This window comes from Salmonella sp. 741265050_HSA (assembly GCF_046569445.1).
Taxonomy (GTDB): Bacteria; Pseudomonadota; Gammaproteobacteria; order Enterobacterales; family Enterobacteriaceae; genus Salmonella; species Salmonella enterica.
Genome location: NZ_JBKFSV010000002.1, coordinates 468,815 through 486,652 on the forward strand (window position 1 = coordinate 468,815; position 17,838 = coordinate 486,652).

The following is a 17,838-nucleotide window of genomic DNA, read 5'->3' on the forward strand; positions in this document are numbered from 1 at the left end:
GAGTGGTATGTTGAGGACAACTTATTTGCGTTTGTAGTCGATGGACAAAGCAAAGCCCTGGACACCGTCGCTACCCACGGTAACGCCGCCTTCCGCGCCCTCGAACGCCGTTTTCGCTTCGGCGTTGGTAAGCGGGATGACAAGGTCTTTATCGTTCCAGCTTTCGTTAACGATACCGCCGGTACCAGTACCTGCAATTGCGCTGGTGCCAACGAATTTCCAACGGTAGTCATACTGGTCGGTAACGTTTTCACCGGCATCATAGGTGCCGTTGCCGTTCTTATCGCTCCACAGCAATACCTGATAGGTGGTATTCGTTTTGAGTTTCGTCCCTGTATTCTTCAACAGGTTGGTATTCGAATCTTTCTCATGAATAACCACATGGACGTTTTCATCCACCACCGGACCTTCCGGAATATCGTCACCATCCGCACCACCGCCCGCATCGGTCGACAGGTCTTTCAACAGCAGTTCGGTTGCCACGGCAGGATCACCGGTGGTGGTGGTTGGCGTGATTTTGATACCGATATAGTGGTCGGCGTCACCCGCCTGAATTTCATAGGTATCGCTACCTTTGGTGCCAATCTCTTCGGGATTGCTACCATTCTGGTCGCTGTATCTCATCCACTGTACCGTCAGTTTCGTGGCGGCGTTGTCGGTATCCAGGTCGCCTTCCGTATCGCCAATCGCCCAGTTCACCGTGACCTTATCGCCAACGTGGAACTGCTTATCGCCTTCGGTCACAACGGTACGAGCGCCGCGATCGATAGTTACCGTTACGTGATCTTTGTCGGTATCCGCGGTTTTATCCGCCGCACGGGTAATCCACGGCACCGTACCCTGAATGGTGCCCGTCTGTTCAGAGACAATCTGCCACTGCCCCGATTTCAGATTACCGTTTGCCGCCACCGCTGGCGCGGCGCAATACCCGGCAACTACTAATGCTAAAGCGACCTTCGTCAGCCGCCGTTTTACTGTTGCTTGCATTCAGACTCTCCTTTTTCTCAAAATTCAGCGGCTGGCTGGTCAGCCATAACGCTGACGCTATTTCTGGCTATACGTAACGCGTATGCCGTAACCCTGAACGCCATCTTCCTCATTGGCGGCAAACTTCTGCGCCGCCTCTTTATTGGTTACTGGCAGGACAAGATCTTCATTCATGGTGTTGGCCAGCGCGCCGGTATGTCCGTTTGTACTCTGCCCGGTAAACTCCCACTGGTAGTCGTACAGCGCCATCTCTTCTTCCGTGAGCTGCTCGGACATCTGGAATACGCCGTCTTTATTCTTGTCGCGCCACAGCAGGAAACGGTAAGCATTATTGACCGTAGGGTGCTTATCTTCTTTGCCGATAAGGTTGACAGGGTTGGCGGCTTTGACCTGATAAATCACCGCATTCAGCGCGCTCAGGTCGTCGCCGATAAAAGTGACGTCAACGTAGTTACTGTCACCATAGGCGTCTGCTTTCGCCTTCCAGCGGAAAGTGCCCGGCAGGGTGCTGGAAAGCGTCACCGTCCCCGCTTCTTTATCACGGCTGGCAATAAACACGCAGGGGGTTTCCGTGGTGCAGGGCGTCTGGGCCAGGGTGACTTTTTTATCATTGCTGTCGTACAACACGGGCGTCATGGCATCGTCCACCAGTTCGTTACCATTGCGATCCGTGGAGTCGCCAAAGGAATCGGTGATCAGCAGATCCATCACCACGCCGTCTTCGCCATCAGCCAGCGCGCTGGCTTCATGGCTGTGATCGCTGCGATCGGTATCGGCAATGTTGTCGACGATCAGCTCAATTTTGCGATCCTGCTGGACGGTGATTTCCACCACGCCGGAATTCTGCTTATTGCCCTTTTCGTCTTCCAGCGTCATGCGTACTTTCCAGGTGTTCAACGCGGTGCGCTGCTCTTCGGTATCGGCGTTAACCCAGGCAGGAAGCACCAGATTCCAGCGGTTGTTGTTACCTTCGGTTAACGCATCCGCTTTCACCACCGGCATCACCAGCGTACGGGCGGCGTTGTTTTTCGCCTGCCAGGAAGCAGAAATAATTTTGTAATGGTGGTTAATCAGCGCGTTGACAGTCCATTTGCATTTTTCCAGACCCACCGCGGCCTCAGGCGTATCTTCAATCACGCATTCCGGGTGTTCGTTGGTGGCGTCGGCCTTCAGCCACAACGTGACGTCCAGCGGATCTTTCTCGCGATATTCGAGAACGATGAAATTGTTACGATCGACAAAATCGGTGCGGCTGCCCATTAAGGAGTGCTGAATTTTAACGTTTTCCGGATCGAGCTGCGCCGCCAGCGGCGTGCCTATCTGATAGTTCACGGTCGCGTTAACGCTAAAATCGTTACTATCGCCAGTACCGGCTTTGTAATCCGTACCAACCGTGACCAGCGGTACCGGCGTGTAATTTAGTCCGACGGTAACGGCATGAGGATCTTTTTGCAGGTTATCGGTGCCAAACAGCGCCACTTCATCGCCGTAGTACTGTTCATAAACTAATTTAGCGCCAAGCTGCGGATAAAACGGCAGCCAGCTTTCCATGCGGATATCCCAGCCGCGCGCGGGTCGTTCTTCATAAAAGTCGAAATCTTTGGAATCTTTCCAGTCAGAAAGAGGATGGTAATAGTTGCCGGAGAATTTCAGGTAATCCGTCCAGGCTTCGGTTCCCAGGCCTAATCGACGGTGACCGCGCGTAAAATCGTAGTCATAGAATGCGTTGCCGCCAAGCAGCCAGTTGCCGACGTTCTGGCGAACGCCAAGCCCAACGTTACCAATGGTGCGGTCTTCCTTACGCTGAGCCGAAATCTGGCTAAAGAAAAGCGTGCTCTGGTTATCATACCAGGGAATAAAATAATCCAGCGAACTGCCGTCCAGATCGCCGCCTTCGCCAATAGATAAACTGGTACGAACTTTACCATAAGGCGAAAGCATACCTTCGAGATAGGATTGCGCAGAAGACGTGACTTGCCCTTGAATATAACCGCGCGCCTGGGATTCCAACGCTTGCGGGGTGAGATTATCAAAGCCCTGGGTGGCGGAATTAATAAAGTAGTCAGCGCCCCGTTCTTTAAAGGTCTTTCCTTTATTTTCCTGTTCTTCTTTTTTCGCGGATTCGCTGGCTAAATCAGGCAGGGAGGAGTGGCTTTCATCATTATTTGCAGATACAGGGTTATCTGCGCCGGAAGCCGCTACTGATACTCCAGACACTAATAGCAGAACCAGAATGCGAATCCTTCGCACCATATGATATCCCTGTCGTTAAATAAATACGCCTCTATAAAACGATATTATATGGATGATTCACACGGAATCATAACCAACAGGCCTAAATATATTCCTAAAAAGAAATGTTTAATATGAAACAGACTAATAATATTGATATAATAAATAAAAAAGAAAGCTGCTATTTATTTATAATATTAATTTTAGGGAATAATATTCCCTATAAATAGTTGAATAAATAAAAAGAATTAAATAGCCGCCGGGCAGAATACTATGCTGATATTACGGGAGTATCGAATAACTATTTTGCCTTTAGCCGGATAAGACGTCGGCGCCTCTGCTCTGCGGCGCAACGTCGACAGCGGTTTTATTGATCGGAAATGACGAAATTAACCCGTTTTTTTGAAATTAAACCGTGACCGTTCTGGCAAAAATAGTCCATTGCGCCGCAAGCTTTCAAAACCTGTAACGGCTGGCGGCAGTCAGGACAAATTGCCTGTAACGAGAAATCTTTAGCGCATGTCTCGCAATGCGCAGTATCGCCATTGCGCTCCAGCGCGTGATGGCAAACGGGGCAGGTTATTTCCATAACATTCTCCTCAGGCGCGTGACTCACTTTTACTCGAAAGGCCTGATAGCGCGAGCTTGTCAGGCCTGGAATATTACTGAAAAAACATTACTTGCTTTTCTTGATATGTTTCATCAGACGCTTACGTTTGCGCATTTGCGTTGGCGTCAGTGTGTTACGCTTGTTCGCATACGGGTTCTCCCCTTCTTTAAACTGAATGCGAATCGGCGTTCCCATCACTTCCAACGACTTGCGGAAGTAGTTCATCAGATAGCGCTTATAGGAGTCTGGCAGATCTTTTACCTGGTTGCCGTGAATGACCACAATCGGCGGATTATAGCCGCCAGCGTGGGCATATTTCAGTTTTACACGACGACCGCGCACCAGCGGCGGCTGATGATCTTCAACCGCCATCGTCATGATACGGGTCAGCATCGCAGTGCTCACCCGGCGAGTGGAACTGTCGTAAGCCTCGCGTACGGACTCAAACAGGTTGCCGACGCCGCTGCCGTGTAACGCAGAGATAAAATGAACGCGGGCAAAATCAATAAAGCCCAGACGGAAATCCAGCGTCTCTTTCACCTGCTCTTTGACTTCCTGGCTCAGGCCATCCCATTTGTTGACTACGATAACGAGTGAGCGCCCACTATTGAGGATAAAGCCCAGCAGAGACAAATCCTGGTCGGAGATCCCCTCGCGCGCATCGATGACCAACAGTACGACGTTAGCGTCTTCAATCGCCTGCAACGTTTTAATCACCGAGAACTTTTCTACCGCATCGGTGATTTTTCCGCGCTTACGCACCCCCGCCGTGTCAATCAGCACATATTCCCGTTCGTCGCGTTCCATCGGGATATAAATGCTGTCGCGAGTAGTGCCTGGCATGTCGTATACCACCACGCGCTCTTCGCCGAGAATACGGTTAGTGAGTGTGGACTTACCTACGTTCGGGCGACCAACAATCGCCAGCTTTATCGGCAGGCTTTGCGGGTCAAAATCATCTTCCGGCGCTTCTTCGCCATTTTGTTCCGCCTCGAACTGCGCCCAGTATTCCGCGTCTTCATCCACCTCTTCCTGCGGCGCGACATCATCCATCCACGGCAGAAGCACATGTTCCAGCAGGCTCAATACGCCGCGACCATGTGAGGCGGCGATAGGGTAAATTTCGCCTAATCCCAGCGAGTAAAAATCGACAACCGCCTGATCGGGATCGAGACCATCCGTTTTATTCGCCACCAGGAAGGTCGGTTTTTCACGGGAACGCAGATGTTTGGCAATCGCTTCATCCGCCGGCATCAGGCCAGCGCGCGCATCTACCATGAATAACACCACATCCGCTTCTTCAATCGCCAGCAGCGACTGTTCCGCCATCCGCGTTTCGACGCCATCTTCAGTGCCGTCAATACCACCGGTGTCGATACAGATAAACTCGCGGCCTTCAACTTCCGCACGACCGTACTTACGGTCACGAGTCAGACCCGGGAAATCCGCAACCAGCGCATCTCGGGTGCGGGTCAGACGGTTAAATAGCGTGGATTTTCCGACGTTAGGGCGCCCGACAAGCGCGACCACAGGTACCATGTTTAAAGCCTCATTAAAAAAATCATCAGACAACGCGCGCATTTTGCGCCATTGTTAAAAACAGGAAAACGGCCCCTACACCAGGAGCCGTTTTTTAAAACGCACAACCGTGACGATTAACGCGTAATTGCGTAGACCGTACCGTCTTTGGCCTGGATAAGCAGTTTACCATCCGCCACCGTCGGTTCGGTCAGAAAACCGGAACTGTCTACTTTTTGTTGGGCCACAAAACGCCCGTCATCAACATTAATCCAGTGCAGATAACCTTCGCTATCGCCGACGACTAAATCACCATTATACAGCACCGGGGAGGTCAGCAAACGGTGCAGCAGATCGCTTTGCGTCCACAGCGTTACGCCGCCGTCAGTGGTCAGCGCCAGCACGCGATCGTTCTGATCGACCAGGTAGATACGGTCGCCGTCGACGATAAAGTCATTGACCGAACCCAGCTCGCGTTTCCACATAATCTGACCACTGCGCAGATCCAGCGCCGTTAAGTTACCATTATACGCCAACGCGTAAACAACGCCGTTTACCACAACCGGCGTGGTATCAACGTCGCTCAGACGGTCAATTTCCGTTGGGCCAGTGGCCTGGGAGATACGCTGTTGCCAAATCATCTGGCCTTGTTGCATCAACACGGCGCTGACGCGACCATTATCACCACCAACGATAGCCGCGCCGAACGCGGTTGCCGGCGCAGATTCCCCGCGCAGCGACAGCGAAGGCATATCCAGGTTCACCGTCCATTTAATGGCGCCATCCGCCTGATTTAGCGCCTGCAACTGACCGTTGCTGGTATGGATAAGGACGATTCCATCACTGACAACCGGGCGAGACAACGCTTCGCCTGCGACCTTCGTCTGCCATGCTGTAGTGCCGTCGCTGGTATTCAGCGCATAAACCTCGGCCTTTTCACTGCCGATATAGACGTGACCGCCCGCGACCGTGACGCCGCCGGACAACAGCGCGGACGAACGAGAGAACCAGCCGTCTTTTTCGCCCAGATTCACAGACCAGATCTCTTTGCCATCATCCGCATTGAGCGCTTTTACCACGCCCGCGCGATCGGCTGCATAGACCACGTTATCTGCCATTACCGGATGAAGGTTAGAATAAAATTCGCCAATTCCGTTACCGACAGAGGTACTCCAGACAGTGGTCGGGGTAAACTGGTTTTCAACCTGCGGTAATGGAGACATCTTGACGACATCTTCTTCGCCGCTAAACAGTGAACAGCCGCTGAGCAGGGTAACGGAAAGCAACCCTGGCAGAAGTAATTTACGCAATTGCATCGGGTCCCTCTCAGATGGACAAATTATTGATTTTCATCTGCATCATTTCGCTCAACGCCGGAGAAGCATCGCTATTGACGCCCGCTTCCCATGCGCTGCGCGCGCCTTTTTTATCACCCTTACTCAGCAACGCTTCGCCGCGCAAATCAGCGACAATGGCCGTCCATCCTTCGCCTTTAACGGCATCCAGAGTTTTCAGCGCGGCATCAGCTTGCTTAAGCTGTAACTGAACGCGAGCGAGACGCAGATTAATCACCGCTTTGAGATTTTCATCGCTGGTGGCCGCCAACCCCTGCTGCAACTGGGCTTCGGCTTTTTTAAGTTCATTCTTATCCACAAACTGCTGCGCCAGTTCCATAGACGCCAGCGCACCATAGGTATTTTTATTCTCAGCCGCGAATTTTTCTGCGGCGGGAATGCTATCCGGCTTATCGGCGCTTACCGCCGTCACCGCATTTTGATACGCCAGAGAAGCAGCACGCGCGGACTCCGTCTGATGGCTGCTCCAGTAACGCCAGCCAACCAGCGCGCCAACCCCTAAAATCACTCCGACAGCCAGCGCTTTGCCGTTTTCGGCAAAGAAGCGTTTAATCGCATCCACCTGGTCGTGTTCGTTCTCGTAAATTTCCACGCTGTCCTTCTCCTTAGCCCAATAAAGTGCGCAAATGCGCGGCGACGCTGTCCTGCGCCACTGCCGTTTGCTCACCGGAGCGCAAATCCTTCACTACAACAGTCCCATCGGCGACTTCAGATTCGCCAAGAACCAGTGCAATACGGGCGCCCCACTTATCGGCGCGGGCAAACTGTTTCTTAAAGTTGCCGCCGCCGTGGTTTGTCATTAGCTTCACGCCTGGCATTTCATCGCGCAGCCGCTCCGCCAGCGTCATTGCCGCAGACTGCGTTTGTGCGCCGGCAGCTACCAGGTATATATCGACAACAGGAGAGGCAATAAATTCCGGATTAACTGCCTGAACTAACAAAACAAGTCGTTCCAGGCCCATCGCAAAGCCCACTGCCGGGGTAGCGCGACCGCCCAGTTGTTCCACCAGACCGTCATAACGACCACCCGCACAGACGGTGCCTTGTGACCCCAGACTGTTTGTTACCCATTCAAATACGGTGCGGTTGTAGTAATCCAGACCGCGTACCAGACGCTGGTTGACGGTGTAGGCAATCCCCGCCGCGTCCAGCAATTTACACAGGCCGGCAAAGTGCTCGCGTGAATCGTCATCGAGATAGTCGCCGAGAGCGGGCGCGTCGTTGAGCAGCGCCTGCACGTCCGGATTTTTTGAATCCAGCACGCGCAGCGGATTGGTATACATACGGCGTTTGCAGTCTTCGTCCAGCGTCTCTTGATGCTGTTCGAGGAACGCGACCAGCGCATCGCGATAGTTCGCACGCGCCTCTAATGAACCAATAGAGTTCAGCTCCAGGCTAACGTGGTCAGCGATGCCCAGCGCGCGCCACCAGCGTGCAGTCAGCATAATCAGCTCCGCGTCAATATCCGGGCCTTGTAAGCCGAAGACTTCGGCGCCTAGCTGATGGAACTGACGGTAGCGGCCTTTTTGCGGACGCTCATGACGGAACATCGGGCCGATATACCACAAACGCTGTTCCTGATTGTACAGGAGACCATGTTCGATGCCGGCGCGTACACAGCCCGCCGTACCTTCAGGGCGCAATGTCAGGCTATCGCCGTTGCGATCCTCAAAGGTGTACATCTCTTTTTCAACCACGTCAGTAACTTCACCGATCGCGCGTTTGAATAACGGGGTCTGCTCTACAATCGGCAAGCGGATTTCACTGTAACCGTAGCTGCCGAGCACGTTTTTGAGTGTGCCTTCAATGCGCTGCCAGATGGCGGTTTCGCCAGGCAGATAATCGTTCATGCCGCGAATGGCTTGAATGTTTTTTGCCACGTTTATTCTCTTTCTGAATATAAAAATGAACCCTCAGCGCTTCCCCGAACGAACCGGGAGCCATGCGGGTTCAATCATACACGGGAAGCGCGCCGCTTCCCATCACGTTCTTATTTTTCAACCTGCAGCACGTCAATCCGACGCGCTTCATCAAGTTGACTTGCTTTCGCGCGAATACGGGATTCAAGCTGCGCGATCATATCGTCGTTATCGAGTCTGTCCTTACGCACGCCGTCTTCATACAGGCCGCTTTTCTTATTGCCGCCCGTCACGCCCAGCGTCGATACCAGCGCTTCGCCCGGCCCGTTCACTACGCAACCGATGATCGAGACGTCCATCGGGGTGATGATATCTTCCAGACGCTGCTCCAGCGCGTTCACCGTGCCGATAACGTCGAACTCCTGGCGAGAACAGGTCGGGCAAGCGATGAAATTGATGCCGCGCGCGCGAATGCGCAGCGACTTCAGAATATCGAAACCGACTTTGATCTCTTCCACCGGGTCGGCCGCCAACGATACGCGCAGCGTGTCGCCGATACCTTCCGATAACAGCAGACCTAAACCGATCGCCGACTTAACCGCCCCGCTACGCGCGCCGCCCGCTTCGGTGATCCCCAGATGCAGCGGCTGATCGATCTGTTTAGCCAACAAACGATAAGACTCAACGGCAAGGAATACATCGGACGCTTTTACGCTCACTTTGAACTGATCAAAGTTGAGACGATCGAGATGATCGACATGGCGCATGGCTGATTCCAGCAGCGCCTGCGGCGTCGGCTCACCGTATTTTTCCTGCAGATCTTTTTCCAGCGATCCGGCATTTACGCCGATACGAATAGGGATGTTTTTGTCGCGCGCGCAGTCCACCACCATGCGAATGCGTTCTTCGTTACCGATATTGCCGGGGTTGATACGCAAGCAGTCAACGCCGTATTCCGCCACCTTCAGCGCAATGCGGTAGTCGAAGTGAATATCGGCAACCAGCGGGACGTTAACCTGCTGTTTGATAAGCTTGAACGCTTCGGCGGCGTCCATGGTCGGTACAGAAACACGAACAATATCTGCGCCAACGCGTTCCAGCGCTTTGATCTGATTAACCGTCGCTTCCACGTCAGTGGTACGCGTGTTAGTCATCGACTGGACGGTGATGGGGGCGCCATCGCCAATCGGCACATTACCAACGTAAATACGTGTCGATTTTCTACGTTGAATCGGAGCCTGGTTATGCATGAAAAATCTCCCGCGTTACCCGTCTGTTACTGCGCCGGTGTCGGTTCGGCATTAAGGGTCAGACGCGCAACCTGATTAGTTCTGATAAAGCGGCTCAGATCGACAGGTTTTCCTTGATACTGGATCTGCACCGCGGCCGGCGCGCCAATTTTAAGTTTATAAGGCGCCTGGCCTGTTAGGTTTAAATTACCATCTTTACGCTGCATACCGCTAAACAGCTTCTTACCCGTGGCGTCAGTGACTTCGAGCCAGCAGTCAGCGGTAAAATTCATCACCAGCGCGTTCGGATCGGCAGCAGGCGCCGCTACGCCAGCCTGACTGGTCGGCAGCGCGGACGGCGTTTCCGTTGCCGCTGGCGCGGCAGATGTCGCAGCCGTATCGACATTCGCCTGCGAAGGCGCGACTACCGTATTTTGCGTTGCCGTTGACGCTGGCGTTTGCGTCGCCGCTGTCGAATCAACCGGCGTCGCAGGAGCCGGAGCCGTTTGCGCTGGCGTCGTATCCTGACTTGTCGCGTCACGGGTGTCCAGCGGTACGCTTTGGCCGCTGTCTTTATCTGCGTTCAGTTCAGCCGTGCTTTGATCGGCCATTGTCGTGATCTCTTCCTGCTGCGCCTTATGGTTCTGCCACCACCAGGCGCCGGTCAGCCCTACGACCACAAACAGTACCAGCCAGGTAAAAGACATTAACCAGCCGTCGCGTTTTTTGCGACGCTTTCCTAATGAGAAACTCTGCATCGGAGCGACTTTGGCTGCGCGCAGCGGGGCCTGCTTTTCCAGCCCCGGCAGCAGTTCCTCTTCTGGAACATGCACCAGACGCGCATATGAGCGGATATATCCGCGCAGGAAGGTTGAAGCAAGATCGGACGGCGCCTTATCTTCTTCAATATCGCGTACCGTAGAAACCTTCAGGCAAAGTCGCTCAGCGACAGCCTGCTGGCTGAGTCCGAGTTGTTCACGGGCATTGCGCAGACGAACGCCGGTGGTTTGTGCTTCATTTTGGTCGTGCGTGGCTTCAGTATTCATTCGCTACAGCTACAGGTACGTGTAAATTAGGATTCAGGCGCCGACGAGCCGTAATGCCCGCCCACACCGCGAAACATCAGGTTAGTTAACCTTAGTCAGACAGTATAAGCCTGTCAGGCCGCAGATGACAAAACCGCTAAGACACAAGGCTAAACTCTTGTTGCACCATTACATACTGCCTTAAAGTCGACAAAAACGCACCGTTATTATTGACCAGACAAGTACAACGCCAGACATTATTCAACTGACATTGCGCCACGGTATAATGAATGCCCCGTGGCGCAACTGCTATCAAATAGCCTTGATGTCAATCACCTCTCCCTGCATACGCTTACGCAGAGTACGTTTAGTACGGTCAATCACATCGCCTGCCAACTGTCCGCATGCCGCATCAATGTCATCGCCACGCGTCTTGCGTACGATGGTCGTGAAACCATAACTCATCAAAACTTTAGAAAAGCGATCGATACGGCTGTTAGAGCTGCGGCCATACGGCGCGCCAGGGAACGGGTTCCACGGAATCAGATTAATCTTACAAGGCGTCTCTTTTAGTAGCTCCGCCAGTTGATGCGCGTGTTCAGTGCCGTCGTTAACGTGGTCAAGCATTACGTATTCAATCGTCACGCGCCCCTGATTGGCGTTGGATTTCTCCAGATAGCGGCGAACCGCGCCCAGGAACGTTTCGATATTGTATTTTTTGTTGATCGGGACGATTTCGTCGCGAATAGTGTCATTCGGCGCATGTAAGGAGATAGCCAGCGCGACATCTATCATATCGCCCAGTTTATCCAGAGCAGGCACCACGCCGGACGTTGAGAGCGTGACGCGGCGTTTGGACAGGCCGAAACCAAAGTCATCGAGCATAATTTCCATTGCCGGTACGACATTGGTCAGGTTAAGCAATGGCTCGCCCATCCCCATCATGACCACATTGGTGATCGGACGCTGGCCGGTGACTTTGGCCGCGCCGACGATTTTCGCCGCACGCCAGACCTGACCGATAATTTCCGATACGCGCAGGTTGCGGTTAAAGCCCTGCTGCGCAGTTGAACAAAACTTGCACTCCAGCGCGCATCCTACCTGTGAAGAGACACACAGCGTAGCGCGGTCGTCCTCCGGGATGTAGACCGTTTCAACGCGCTGATCGCCGACAGCAATCGCCCACTTAATGGTGCCGTCTGAGGAACGCTGCTCTTCAACGACCTCCGGCGCGCGGATTTCCGCGACCTCTTTTAATTTGCCGCGCAACACTTTGTTGATGTCGGTCATCTCATCAAAATTATCGCAGCAATAGTGATACATCCATTTCATCACCTGATCGGCGCGGAAAGGCTTTTCACCTAAGTTTTTAAAAAACTCGCGCATCTGCTGACGGTTGAGATCCAGCAGGTTGATTTTCGTTTCGTTGTTAAGAACTACCGGGGTACTGCTTTCAGGTGTGACAATTTGTTCAGACATATGCTATTCCGGCCTCGTTATTACACGTTATGGCCCCTGGAGGGTTGAAAAAAGAAACGCCCCGGTAAGCTTACTGCTCGTCCGGGGGCGCTGCATTGTACAAATTCTGGCGTAAGGATGCCACGTCTGCACGCGGCATTAGCAAAAATAATATTTGAACCGATAATTTATCGCCAACGCATTTACAGCGTGAAAGACGAAGGAGATTAACGGGTGCGCGGGCACACTTCGCCTTCACCGAAGAAAAAGGCGATTTCGCGCTGCGCGGATTCCAGCGAATCCGAACCGTGGGTGCCGTTTTCAGTTAAGCTATCAGCGTAGTCGGCACGCAGCGTACCCGCCAACGCGTTCGCCGGATTGGTGGCGCCAAGCAGATCGCGGTGACGCTGCACCGCATTTTCGCTTTCCAGCACGGATACCACGATAGGGCCAGAGGTCATGAACTCCACCAGACCGTCAAAGAACGGCTTGCCGTCGTGCTCAGCATAGAAGCCGCGCGCCTGCTCAACGGTCAGGTGCAGCATTTTAGTGCCAACAATTTTGAACCCTGCAGCTTCAAAGCGCGCAAAGATGCTGCCAATAACGTTTTTTGCCACCGCGTTGGGTTTAATGATGGAAAAAGTCCGTTCAATAGCCATGTTTACCTCTGAAATATGTTCTGTTGTTATGTCAGGCGCGGATTATAAAGAGCATCCCATCAATTGCCTATGGATGCAGGTAACATTTTTTTAAAATAAAATGAGCATTAGCAACAAAAGTTAAAGGCGCACAGCAAACTCAGGGGACTGACACAGCACGCAGTGCGTGTGTTCAGGCGTGAGAGCATGGAAAGTACGTTTGCAGCTTTCGCAGATGAGCGTATGCACCGCACTATGCCGCGTTAAGGCGGGTTCCACGTCAAACCGCAGCCGCAGCGCCTGATGCGGACATACCGCCGCACAGCCGCCGCATCCCGTACAACGCGCCGCCACTATCGTCAGGGTATTGTCGTCAAACTGGATAACGTTTTCCGGGCAGCTTCGCCAGCAGGCGCCGCACATCCTGCACTCTTGCGGACTGATTTCGGGTACGCATTCGCTGAACGCGGAAAACGCCTGTCTGAGACGCCGTTTCCCCGGCTCGACGGCGCACGGGGTAATGGCGTCGCGCGGAACATGAAACAGAGTGCGCCGCGAGGCGTTAATCTCCGCGCCGACAACGTGTTTGAAAGACCAGCCCGGCTCGCCGTAGCGGCGCAGCGCTAAATTTAGCCTCGCCAGCGCCATCAGCCACTGCGCCGATCGCTCCACCGCAATATCAATAAAGCGAATACCATACTGGCTGTGCCAGAGAAGCAGTTCATCGACCGTTGGCGCCTGTAGCGAAAACGGCCCCACCAACGTATCCCCCTGCACAAAGCGTTTAACCGGTTTGATACCGGTAATGGCGTCAACAGGACAGACAAACAGACAGTCGCCACAGGCTATGCAGCGCGTCGTATCTATGCTGACCTGCCCCTGCGCCAGCGAAAACGCCTGCGCCGGACAAACATCGGCGCAAGCGCGGCAGGAAGAAAAACGAAAGCGACGACGGACGCAAGCCTGCGTCACGTCTACCGCCGGATCGATCGTCAGGTTAACCATCAGCCAATACTAAAGAAGACGTAGCGCAGCATAATCTCGCCGATAAGCAGCAATACGCTGCCCGCCACCAGCGTCCCTCTGGCGTTTCGCAGACCGCCTGCGGCAAAGCAGAGCATTCCCGCCGCTGAGACACACCAGCCGAGAAGATAGATGTCGCGCAACTGCGCCAGCGCCTGTAGCGGATGATGCGGGAAAGTGACGACCGTCGTATCCACCGCATTAATATCCGCCAGCCATAGCGGCTGCATGATCAGGCGAATCAGCACCATCAGTGCGACCACCACCACAGCGCAGCGCATTGCGGCGCCAGCGTTGCGCAGATAAGCCAGCGCAATGACTACCGAGCCGATAATGCCTGACGTGCCAAAAAACAGCGCCAGCGTGTTGCTATGCTGCCAGGTCGCCACCGAGGCATGGATATAAACCTGCGCCATGCAGAATACATCCACCAGCCCGAACGCTGCCGCCAGCGCCAGTAGCGGCTGCCAGCCTGGCTTTCGGAAAAACAGCAGCACAACCCCTAGCCCCAGCGCCGCCAGATAAAGGCTGGCAAAGACGATTTCGCGACTCAGCCACGAACTGGCGACATGACGTAACGCATTTAGCGCATTCAGGGGATAGCCCATGTGCAGCGCTGAAGCAAGCAGCCCTACGCAGGCCAGTACAAACGCCCCCGCCATCGCGGGAAGCGCGCCGCGTGCAGGCACGCGTCCCTCTACGGCGTACTGGCGGCCCAACGCCAGCCACAGAGTCACACCCACAGCCCCTTGCAAACAGAGCGTAAAAATCAGCAGCGGTAACTCATGCATGGCGTTTACCCTCTTTTTCTGCGCCCTGATGCGCTTTGACAACCAGATTAGGTTTGGTTATGGATGAGTCTGGCAGCCCGTTAACGTCGCATACGCTACCGTACTTCGCGCGCAGTTCATCAATCGGGCCAAACTTGATGGCCTCCAGCGGACAGGTCGCAACACAGACGGGCGGTTCACCTTTCGCCAGTAAATCAACGCACATGTCGCACTTGGACATTTGGCCGGTCTGCTCGTTAAGCTGCGGCGCGCCGTAAGGGCAGGACCAGGCGCAATAGCCACAGCCGACGCATTTGTCGGTATCAACGCGCACGATGCCGTCGCCCGGGCGTTTATGCATAGCGGTAGTCGGGCAATTTTTAGTGCAGACAGGGTCCGCACAGTGGTTGCAGGAAATGGAAAGCGTATAAGCAAATACGTTATTGCTGACCCCGCCCTGCCCGGTCGGGATGAAACTTCCGCCCTTGACTTCATAGACGCGGCGGAAACGACGGCCTACTTCCAGATTGTTTTTGTCTTTGCAGGCCACCTGGCAGGCTTTACAACCGGAGCAGCGTGAGGAGTCGATGAAAAACCCCAGTTGTTTATCGCTCACCGGCGGGTAATGTGTAAACTGACTCATGCTTTAGCCACCTCCACCAGCATGGTTTGATGTGAATTTCCCTTCGCCAGCGCGGTAATACGGGCCGAGCTGAGGACGTTCGCACAGCCGCCTTTATCAACGCCGTTTTCATCCGGCTGCCACCAGGCGCCAGCCTGCATTGCGACAACGCCGGGAATAATGCGCGGCGTCACTTCCGCCGGGATTTCGCAAATCCCGCGTGAGTTATGAATACGCACCATGTCGCCATGCGTAATGCCGCGCTTTTGCGCATCCTGCGGGTTGATCCACAATGTCTGCTGCTGCACTTCAATCAGCCACGGGTTAGCGTATTGCGTTGAGTTGGCGCGGTTTTTTCCTTTCCACGTAATTAACTGGAGCGGAAAATCTTTCGCCAGCGCATCCTCCGGGCCTTCATGCGCAGGAACGTAGTGCGATAACGCCGGGATTTCCGGATGCTGCATGTCGTACAGGCGCTTCGAGAAGATCTCTATTTTCCCTGACGGCGTCGGGAACGGATGATTTTCCGGATCGCGAATATTGTCTTCAAAGGCGATAAATGGCGCGCTTTTGAACAGATGCTGACGGGTCTTTTGCAGCGTGGCGAAATCCGGTAGATTTTCGTCCGGCATCGCCAGGCGCGTCTGTTCCCAGATGTGTTCAATCCACGCTTTCTCATCGCGCCCCTGGCTAAATTCATTCTCAATGCCTAATTTCGCCGCCACCTCACGTAGCCAGTCGTAGTCGGAGCGACGCTCAAATTCAGGCTCAATCAGTTTTTCAGAGAGTATCAGGTAGCTTGCCGTGCCCCAGGTTTCACCGATGTTCCAGCGTTCCATGAAGCTGGTTTCCGGCAGCAGTAGATCAGCGTATTTCGCGCTCGGCGTCATAAACAGATCGCTGGCGACAATAAACTGGATCTTTGATTCATCCTCCAGTACGCGTACCGCCTGGTGCAGATCGGGGTTCTGATTCGCCAGATAGTTTCCGGCCAGCGAGAACAGAATACGGATGTTACTGTCCAGCTTATCGGCATCTTTCAGCCCAATATCCGGCGTCACTTTGCTGGCGTCGTCTGCGGCCTGCACCCAGTTCATCACCGAAATTTTGGCTTTTACCGGGTTATCCGGCATCTCCGGACCCGCGGCGAATTTACGGTTAGCGCAGCCGCCGTAACCCGCAGCCCAACCGCCTTTGATGCCGACATTACCGGTAATGGTCGCCAGTAGGGTCGAGCCGCGCGCGGTGCGCTCGCCGCAGTTGTGGCGCTGTGGTCCCCACCCCTGAATCAACGCGGCGGGTTTGGTATTCGCGTAATCACGCGCTAACTGGCGAATGGTTTGCGCCGGCACATGGGTGATCTTTTCCGCCCACTCGGGAGACTTAACGACACCGTCTTTGGCGCCGGTCAGATATGCCACCAGCGATTCGTTAGCCGGTACGCCTTCCGGCATTGAGTCTTCATCAAAACCGATAGCGTAGCGCGCAATAAATGCGCGATCGTGCAGATTCTCGCTGATGATGACGTACATCATCGCGTCCATCAGCGCATTGTCGGTGGTGGGCAGCAGCGGGATCCACTGATCCGCCAGCGACGAAACGGTGTCGGAATAGCGCGGATCGACCACGATAAACCGCGTACCGTTCTGCTTCATCTTCTGCAAGAAATAGTTGGTATGGCCAAAAATGGTCTCCGTCGGGTTATGGCCCCACAGAATCACCAGTTTGGTCTCCAAAAGCGTATCCAGCGAACTGCCGCTGGCGGCAATGCCGTAAGTATAAGGCGTCGCGGCCGCCGTGTTGCCCATACTCACAGAATGGTAGCTTTCGAGATAGCCGCCGGTCAGATTCAACAGGCGACGCGCCATTTTATCGCCGGAAAAGGTGCCGCCGGAAACGGCGGTACCAACATGAACATAACGCGAAGCCGGGCCATATTTTTCAGTAATCGATTTTAAATTATCGGCGATTAAGGTTGTCGCTTCATCCCAGGAAATTCGCTCGAACTTTCCTTCACCGCGTTTTCCTACGCGCTTCATGGGATATTTAAGTCTGTCAGGATGATAAACAAATTTACGGTATGCGCGTCCACGAACACAGGCACGCATCACCGGCATTTGCGCATCCAGCGCATTATCCGGTCGCGTTGAAATTCGCGTCACGATACCGTCACTAACATGCGCCCGAATATCGCATTTGCCCCCGCAGTCAAAAGTGCTGCATGTCTGAACGACTTTTTCCGCAGGCCTGTTTTCAGTTGCCGTCACAGCGCGCGCCTGAGCGGTAGCTGGCGAGGAGACAAAGGGTAACGCAATAAGCGCGGAGCTGGCCTGGATAAAGTGGCGGCGAGAAATAGCGGGCTGTTCGCCATTTCCCTGGCTTTTTATATTTTTCATGATCCGACTCGTCAAATAAAAACCCATTCTCACGTTTTTAAGTGTTAGATCTCTTGATATTTATCAAGCTCCCTCATTAAGGGTAATTCCGGAAAAATTAATAATTCTCATTAACT

General features: G+C 53.8%; 15 protein-coding genes. All 15 read right to left on the reverse strand.

What is annotated here, in order from left to right; genetic code table 11:
• Positions 1-21: 21 nt before the first annotated feature.
• Positions 22-987 (reverse strand): SinI family autotransporter-associated protein, encoded by a 966-nt coding sequence (locus tag ACLD4F_RS07860; protein WP_411010770.1) that lies wholly within the window; start codon positions 985-987, stop codon positions 22-24.
• Positions 988-1,044: 57 nt separating this feature from the next.
• Positions 1,045-3,240 (reverse strand): intimin-like inverse autotransporter SinH, encoded by a 2,196-nt coding sequence (gene sinH / locus ACLD4F_RS07865; protein WP_172497013.1) that lies wholly within the window; start codon positions 3,238-3,240, stop codon positions 1,045-1,047.
• 346 nt (positions 3,241-3,586) lie between these two features.
• A complete protein-coding gene (locus ACLD4F_RS07870; RefSeq protein WP_024797651.1) occupies positions 3,587-3,808 on the reverse strand; it encodes a zinc ribbon domain-containing protein in 222 nt (73 codons plus the stop codon).
• A gap of 87 nt (positions 3,809-3,895) precedes the next feature.
• Positions 3,896-5,368, reverse strand: coding sequence for a ribosome biogenesis GTPase Der (gene der / locus ACLD4F_RS07875; protein WP_000249411.1), 1,473 nt, complete (start codon positions 5,366-5,368; stop codon positions 3,896-3,898).
• A gap of 116 nt (positions 5,369-5,484) precedes the next feature.
• Entirely contained in the window at positions 5,485-6,663 is a 1,179-nt protein-coding gene (gene bamB / locus ACLD4F_RS07880; RefSeq protein ID WP_001177072.1) for an outer membrane protein assembly factor BamB, read from the reverse strand.
• Between the two features lie 10 nt (positions 6,664-6,673).
• A complete protein-coding gene (locus ACLD4F_RS07885; protein ID WP_000409190.1) occupies positions 6,674-7,294 on the reverse strand; it encodes a YfgM family protein in 621 nt (206 codons plus the stop codon).
• A 13-nt stretch (positions 7,295-7,307) separates the two neighbouring features.
• Positions 7,308-8,582, reverse strand: a complete 1,275-nt coding sequence (gene hisS, locus ACLD4F_RS07890) for a histidine--tRNA ligase (protein ID WP_001107139.1) — start codon at positions 8,580-8,582, stop codon at positions 7,308-7,310.
• Between the two features lie 110 nt (positions 8,583-8,692).
• Positions 8,693-9,811 carry a flavodoxin-dependent (E)-4-hydroxy-3-methylbut-2-enyl-diphosphate synthase gene (ispG, locus tag ACLD4F_RS07895; RefSeq protein WP_000551832.1) on the reverse strand — a complete coding sequence of 373 codons (1,119 nt, stop codon included), beginning with the start codon at positions 9,809-9,811 and terminating at the stop codon, positions 8,693-8,695.
• A 26-nt stretch (positions 9,812-9,837) separates the two neighbouring features.
• Positions 9,838-10,836: a cytoskeleton protein RodZ gene (gene rodZ / locus ACLD4F_RS07900; RefSeq protein WP_023254115.1), complete on the reverse strand. Its 999-nt coding sequence runs from the start codon at positions 10,834-10,836 to the stop codon at positions 9,838-9,840.
• A gap of 291 nt (positions 10,837-11,127) precedes the next feature.
• A complete protein-coding gene (locus ACLD4F_RS07905; protein WP_000003206.1) occupies positions 11,128-12,294 on the reverse strand; it encodes a bifunctional tRNA (adenosine(37)-C2)-methyltransferase TrmG/ribosomal RNA large subunit methyltransferase RlmN in 1,167 nt (388 codons plus the stop codon).
• Positions 12,295-12,500: 206 nt separating this feature from the next.
• A complete protein-coding gene (gene ndk, locus ACLD4F_RS07910) occupies positions 12,501-12,932 on the reverse strand; it encodes a nucleoside-diphosphate kinase (RefSeq protein ID WP_000963846.1) in 432 nt (143 codons plus the stop codon).
• 120 nt (positions 12,933-13,052) lie between these two features.
• Positions 13,053-13,916, reverse strand: a complete 864-nt coding sequence (locus tag ACLD4F_RS07915; RefSeq protein ID WP_411010771.1) for a 4Fe-4S binding protein — start codon at positions 13,914-13,916, stop codon at positions 13,053-13,055.
• Entirely contained in the window at positions 13,916-14,725 is an 810-nt protein-coding gene (locus tag ACLD4F_RS07920; protein ID WP_411010772.1) for a dimethyl sulfoxide reductase anchor subunit family protein, read from the reverse strand. Before ACLD4F_RS07920 ends, ACLD4F_RS07915 begins: the two co-directional genes overlap by 1 nt.
• Entirely contained in the window at positions 14,718-15,347 is a 630-nt protein-coding gene (locus tag ACLD4F_RS07925; protein ID WP_000077436.1) for a DMSO/selenate family reductase complex B subunit, read from the reverse strand. Before ACLD4F_RS07925 ends, ACLD4F_RS07920 begins: the two co-directional genes overlap by 8 nt.
• The gene (locus tag ACLD4F_RS07930; protein WP_023260370.1) at positions 15,344-17,722 is read right to left on the reverse strand and encodes a DMSO/selenate family reductase complex A subunit; all 2,379 of its coding nucleotides are present in this window, start codon (positions 17,720-17,722) and stop codon (positions 15,344-15,346) included. Before ACLD4F_RS07930 ends, ACLD4F_RS07925 begins: the two co-directional genes overlap by 4 nt.
• Positions 17,723-17,838: the final 116 nt, after the last annotated feature.